We start from the raw sequence: 5,581 nt of genomic DNA on the forward strand, positions 1-5,581 counted from the left end.
CCTGCTGATACGGGCGCAGCTGGGCTTGCAGCGCGTACGGCACCGGGGTGGGCTCGACGCCGCCCAGGCCGCGCAGGCCCTCGACGGCCGCGCGCCACGTCACGGCCGGCTCTGCCTGATCGGCGAGGTCCTCGAAGTCGGACCAGAGGGCGCTCTGGTAGCGGCTGATGCGGGCGCCGGTCTCCCACTCGTCGAGCTCGGCGGCCTCGTCCACGAGCTCGCGCAGGCGGTCGAGCGCCGGGTGCGCGAGGGAGAAGTAGCCGCCGTCACTCAGCAGCATCTTGCTGCGGCGCAGGGTGAGGGCGCGAAGGAGCGGCGCGAACGGGATGCGGCGTCCGTCGATCGTGACCAGGATGCCGAGCTCGAACCAGTCGGCGTCGGTGGTCTCGACCGTGGTGACGGTGATCTCGGGGATGCCGGTGAGCTCCCGGTAGGTGCGGCGCATGCCGGTCACCTCGACCTCGACGCCCTCCAGCTGCTCGAGGCGCGGCAGTACGGCGTGTGCGAACTGCGCGGCATCCGCTCCCGCATACGCCGTGTCCGCGGCGAAGGGCAGGTCCCAGGCGGCGCTCCACGCGTCGTGCACCGCCTGGCGGACGGTCGGTTCGATGTCGTCGTCACGGTCGCCCTTCGACGGTTCGGTGAAGGGCACCGGCGGCACGCCCGGGTAGAGCCACGACCAGGTGACGTCGACCCTGTCGCCGGGGGCGAACGCCACGGCCAGGCGCAGCCGCGGCGGGGCGGCCGGCGGCGCCGTCACCCCGGCGCCCAGCGTGACCGGAGTATGGCGCGAGAGTCGGGGCAGGTGGTCGCGCAGGAACTCGTCGGTCTCGTTCGGCGGCACGACGACCGGCGCGTGCGCGCGCAGCACCGCCCGGACGGGCTCGGGGACCGCTGCCGCGGCCAGGGTCACGTCGATGCGCTCGCCGGAGGCCGCGAAGCGGTAGAGCCCGACCGTACCGAGGGGGCGCACCTCGGCCGGGCCGACATCGTCGCCGTCGATGGTGACGTGGGCGACGAGGGCGAGGCCCTCGCCGGCGCGCTCGGCCCGCAGCGAAGCGGAGGCGCTTTCGGCGAGCGTCACCGTCTGCTGCGGCTTCGTGGAGCGCAGCGGAATGCCGAGCGCCGCGGCATCCCCCAGATGTCCCCAGAGCAGCCCGGATTCGACGTCGTCCATCAGCAGCCATTCGGAGCCGTCGGGCAGGGTGCCGAGCGTGCGGGCGTCGCGGACGATGCTGTACAGCTCGACGAACCACCGCGCCTGGGCCGGATCGTAGCCGTGGCCGGGGCGGCGCAGCGCGTCCCACGAGGCGCGGCCCTTGATCCAGGTGTCCGAACGCTCGCTGCGCACGAGCGGCCGCAGTCCCACCGCGACGTCGGCGCCGAACGTGTGCAGGTCGCGCGGGGTCGCCGTCTGCCAGCGGGGTGCACTCCACGGCGAGCCGTCGCGCCGTGCGCGCTGGCGCAGCTCGATGCCGAGCGCCAGGGGCGCCGCCGCGCCGCGCCCGGCGGGCGTCGCGAGCACGGCGCGCCAGTCGGGCGGGGTCGGGTCCACGGGTTTCATTCTCCCGGCACCCGCCGACAGCGCCGAGGCGGGGTCAGGATGCGCGGGCGATGCGGCCGAGCACGCCGTGCACGAACGAGCCCGAGTCGTCGGTGGAGTACTCCTTGGCGAGCTCCACCGCCTCGTCGATGGCCACCGCGGCGGGCACCTCGTCGTTGTGCAGGATCTCCCACGTGGCCATCCTCAGGATGGCGCGGTCGACGGCCGGCATGCGGCTCAGCGACCAGTCCTTGGAGACACCCGTGATCTGCTCGTCGATCTCTTCGTGGTTGTCGATGACCCCGTCGACGATCTCGCGGGCGTACAGCCACGACGACTCGCGAGCGGGCTCGCTGGCTGCGCGCTTCGCTTCAGCGGCGAGGGTGACACCGAGCTCGTCGCCGCGGACGTCGGCCTGGTACAGGATGTCGAGGGCGCGCTTGCGCGCCTTGGTGCGTGCGCTCATGGAAGGGCGGTGCCCCGGTCAGTTGACGCGGCCGAGGTAGTCGCCCGTACGGGTGTCGACCTTGACCTTCGTGCCCTGCTCCACGAACAGCGGGACCTGGATCTCGTAGCCGGTCTCGACGGTCGCGGCCTTGGTGCCGGCCGACGAGCGGTCGCCCTGCAGGCCCGGCTCGGTGTAGGTGATCTCCAGCACGACCGACGCCGGAAGCTCGACGTACAGCGGGTTGCCGTTGTTCATCGCGATCTGCACCTGCTGGTTCTCGAGCAGGAAGTTCTTCGCGTCGCCCACGACCGTGGCGGGAACGCTCAGCTGGTCGTAGTCGGCGACGTCCATGAACACGTAGCTGTCGCCGTCGTTGTACAGGTAGGTGAAGTCGCGGCGGTCGACGTTCTCGATCTCGATCTTGGCGCCGGCGTTGTACGTGCGGTCGACGGTCTTGCCCGACACGACGTTCTTGAGCTTGGTGCGCACGAAGGCGCCGCCCTTGCCCGGCTTGACATGCTGGAACTCGATGACGTTCCAAAGCTGGCCGTCGATGCTGAGGACGACGCCGTTCTTGATGTCTGCGGTGGATGCCATGGGAGAAGGGAGTCCGTTTCGTGTGAGGGTGTCGGGCGCCGCGCGCGGGCCCGGCGTTCGATTCTACGGGATGACGTCGGGGATCGTCTCAGCCGTCGGCATTGCCGGTGACGACGTCCAGCAGCAGGGCGGTGGCCCTGGCGTAGCCGGCGACGCCCTCCCCCGAGACGTGCACGACGGCCACGTCCGCCACATGCGAGTGGTGCCGGAAGGGCTCGCGCGCCTGCACGTCGGAGATGTGCACCTCGGCGACGGGCAGCGCGACGCCTGCCAGAGCGTCGCGCAGCACGACCGAGGTGTGGGTCAGGCCGCCGGGATTGATGACGATGCCCGCGCAGTCCTCGCGGGCATCGTGGATCGCGTCGATGAGCACCCCTTCGTGGTTGCTCTGCACCGCGCGCACGTCGAATCCGCGCGCGGCGGCGGTATCCGACACGAGTCTCTCGACATCGGCCAGGGTGGCGTGCCCGTAGATCTCCGGCTCGCGGGTGCCGAGCAGGTTGAGGTTGGGACCGTTGACAAGCAGGAGACGACGCGGGGTGCTCACTCTGGAACCCTACCGGCGGCGCGGAGCGCGTCGCGGCGTCGCGTGGCCGGGACAGGCGATCACACCGGTACAGGACGATCCGGCCCGGAATCCCCTGTTCCGGTGAGTCTTCCTGCGCCCGGGACGGATGCCGGGCACGGATGCCACGCCCCCGGTCGACCGCCGCCGCAACCGTGCCCTCAGAGCGTGCGGGTCATGACGGCTTCCGTGCCGTGGGCGGAGGTGACCGTCTCCCCCGTGGGCACGAACCCGTTTCGGCGATAGGCCGCCTGGGCGCGGGCGTTGTCGACGTGCACGTCGAGATTGATCTGTCGCAATCCCAGCCCCGCCGCCCAGTCCGCGGCCGCGTCGAGCAGCGCGTCGATGACCCCGGACCCGCGGTGGTCGGCCCGCACGTAGACACCGACCACGTCCGCGCGGCTGGTCCAGACCGTCCGCCCCATGTAGTCGGTCGCCCCGAGGGGATACACGAGCACCGTGGCCGTGCCGATCCATTCGTCGCCGGCGACCGCGACGAACTGCGCGGCGGCGTCGCCCGTGGCGTTGTCCGCGGTGCGCTGCTGCCAGAAGGCGTCGTCGTGCGCCCGCTCCTGGTCGGGCGTCGAGAGGAACGCGATCCCGGCATCCGGGTCGCTCACCGCTTCGATGCGCAGTCGCCGCACGCGACGCCACTCGTCCTCGCGGATGCGACGCACGGCGACGCCGGTCACTCGGAGAGTTCCTGGTACGCAGCGAACAGCAGCGATTCGTCGGGGGCCTGCAGCACGGTCGGGCGGGCGATGTCGTCCAGCACGATGAAGCGCAGCATGCCGCCGCGGGTCTTCTTGTCGCGCTGCATCGTCGCCAGCAGCTGCGGCCACGCGCCGGGGCGGTAGCTCAGGGGCAGTCCGAGCATCTCGAGGATGTCGCGGTGGCGCTGTGCCGCGGCATCCGGCAGCCGCCCGGCCAGCCGTGACAGCTCGGCGGCGAACATCATGCCGACCGACACCGCCGCGCCGTGACGCCACTGGTAGCGCTCGGCGTGCTCGATGGCATGGCCGAGGGTGTGGCCGTAGTTGAGGATCTCCCGCAGTCCCGCTTCGCGGAAGTCCTCGCTGACGACGCGCGCCTTCATGTCGATGGCGAGCTCCATCGTGCGCCGGAATGCCGCGGATGCCGGGTCCACGGCGGCGACCGGGTCCGCTTCGATGAGGTCGAGGATCTCGGGTGCCCAGATGAATCCGGCCTTGACCACTTCGGCGTAGCCCGCGATGCGCTCGTTGGCGCCCAGCGTGTCGAGCAGTTCGAGATCGCAGAGCACGGCGTGCGGCGCCCAGAAGGCGCCCACGAGGTTCTTGCCCTCGGCGGTGTTGACCCCCGTCTTGCCGCCGACGGCGGCGTCGACCATGCCGAGCACCGTCGTGGGCACGAGCACGACCTTCACGCCGCGCAGCCAGGTCGCCGCGACGAAGCCGGCGAGGTCGGTCACCGCTCCCCCGCCGAATCCGATGACGACATCCGTGCGGGTGAAGTCGGCCTGCCCCATGACCTGCCAGCAGAAGGCGGCGACCTCGATGCGCTTGCCCGCCTCGGCATCGGGGATCTCTGCCAGCAGCACCTGACGGCCCTCGCCGAGCGCCTCGGTGAGCGAGAGCCGCAGGGCCTCTGCGGCGTCGCGCAGCGTGGGGGGATGCACCACCAGCAGCTTCTTCGCCTCTGCAGGCACCAGTTCGGGCAGGCGGGAAAGGATGCCGCGCCCGACGATGATGTCGTGCGCAGCGCTGCCCGTGACCGAGATGGTGGTGGGGTCGGTCATGCGTGCTCCTTGGGGGATTCGGTGGCCGCGGCCCAGTGGGTCACGGCGTCGACAACCTCCTGCAGGGGTCCCCGCGAGGTGTCGAAGGTCACGTCCGCAGCCTGCTCGTAGAGGCCGCGGCGGGCCTGATAGATCTCGTTCCAGCGGGCGACGGCATCCTCGCCCTGCAGCAGGGGCCGCGTCGTGTCGCGGATGCGCGAGGCGATCGTGTCGGGCCCGACGGTCAGCAGCACGACGCGGTGGTCGACGAGGGCCGCCCGCGTGTCGGGGTCGAGGATCGCCCCGCCGCCGAGCGCCACGACGCCGCCGGTGTCGAGCGCCTCCCGCACCGCGTCGCGCTCGACCGCACGGAAGTGCGGCTCGCCGTGCGTGGCGAAGATGTGCTCGATCGGGCCGTGGGCGCGCACGATCGCGGCGTCGGTGTCGGTGAAGGGCAGGCCGAGGGCCTTGGCGACGCGTCGGCCGATGCTCGTCTTCCCCGCGCCCATGGGGCCGATCAGGACGAGCGCGCTCATGTCAGCGAAGGGTCGCTGGCGTCTGTCGTGCGCAGCGTCGCCGGGATGGCGGCGAGGTAGGACTGCAGGTTGCGCCGGGTTTCGGTGACGCTGTCGCCGCCGAACTTCTCCAGCACCACCTCGGCCAGCACGATCG

6 protein-coding genes and 2 pseudogenes are annotated in these 5,581 nt (G+C 71.6%); all 8 read right to left on the reverse strand.

Annotation, left to right across the window (positions count from 1 at the left end):
* A pseudogene (locus NQ160_RS17310) lies at positions 1-1,555 on the reverse strand (DEAD/DEAH box helicase); the annotation flags it as partial.
* Between the two features lie 43 nt (positions 1,556-1,598).
* On the reverse strand, positions 1,599-2,009 hold the full coding sequence (gene nusB / locus NQ160_RS17315; protein ID WP_257516396.1) for a transcription antitermination factor NusB: 411 nt from the start codon (positions 2,007-2,009) through the stop codon (positions 1,599-1,601).
* 18 nt (positions 2,010-2,027) lie between these two features.
* Positions 2,028-2,588, reverse strand: coding sequence for an elongation factor P (gene efp, locus NQ160_RS17320; protein WP_257516397.1), 561 nt, complete (start codon positions 2,586-2,588; stop codon positions 2,028-2,030).
* An 88-nt stretch (positions 2,589-2,676) separates the two neighbouring features.
* Positions 2,677-3,135, reverse strand: coding sequence for a type II 3-dehydroquinate dehydratase (gene aroQ / locus NQ160_RS17325; RefSeq protein ID WP_257516398.1), 459 nt, complete (start codon positions 3,133-3,135; stop codon positions 2,677-2,679).
* A gap of 179 nt (positions 3,136-3,314) precedes the next feature.
* Positions 3,315-3,845, reverse strand: a complete 531-nt coding sequence (locus NQ160_RS17330) for a GNAT family N-acetyltransferase (protein ID WP_257516399.1) — start codon at positions 3,843-3,845, stop codon at positions 3,315-3,317.
* The gene (gene aroB, locus NQ160_RS17335) at positions 3,842-4,930 is read right to left on the reverse strand and encodes a 3-dehydroquinate synthase (RefSeq protein ID WP_257516400.1); all 1,089 of its coding nucleotides are present in this window, start codon (positions 4,928-4,930) and stop codon (positions 3,842-3,844) included. Before aroB ends, NQ160_RS17330 begins: the two co-directional genes overlap by 4 nt.
* A complete protein-coding gene (locus NQ160_RS17340) occupies positions 4,927-5,445 on the reverse strand; it encodes a shikimate kinase (protein WP_257516401.1) in 519 nt (172 codons plus the stop codon). The genes aroB and NQ160_RS17340 overlap by 4 nt, the downstream gene beginning before the upstream one ends.
* A pseudogene (locus NQ160_RS17345) lies at positions 5,442-5,581 on the reverse strand (chorismate synthase); the annotation flags it as partial. The gene NQ160_RS17340 and the pseudogene NQ160_RS17345, both read right to left, overlap by 4 nt.

The organism is Microbacterium sp. zg.Y909 (assembly GCF_024626565.1).

What these genes read in the sequence shown, in the direction of transcription:
- efp (WP_257516397.1), bottom strand. Translation starts at nt 2,588, where the DNA reads ATGGCATCCACCGCAGACATCAAGAACGGCGTCGTCCTCAGCATCGAC.
- nusB (WP_257516396.1), bottom strand. Translation starts at nt 2,009, where the DNA reads ATGAGCGCACGCACCAAGGCGCGCAAGCGCGCCCTCGACATCCTGTAC.
- aroB (WP_257516400.1), bottom strand. Translation starts at nt 4,930, where the DNA reads ATGACCGACCCCACCACCATCTCGGTCACGGGCAGCGCTGCGCACGAC.
- NQ160_RS17340 (WP_257516401.1), bottom strand. Translation starts at nt 5,445, where the DNA reads ATGAGCGCGCTCGTCCTGATCGGCCCCATGGGCGCGGGGAAGACGAGC.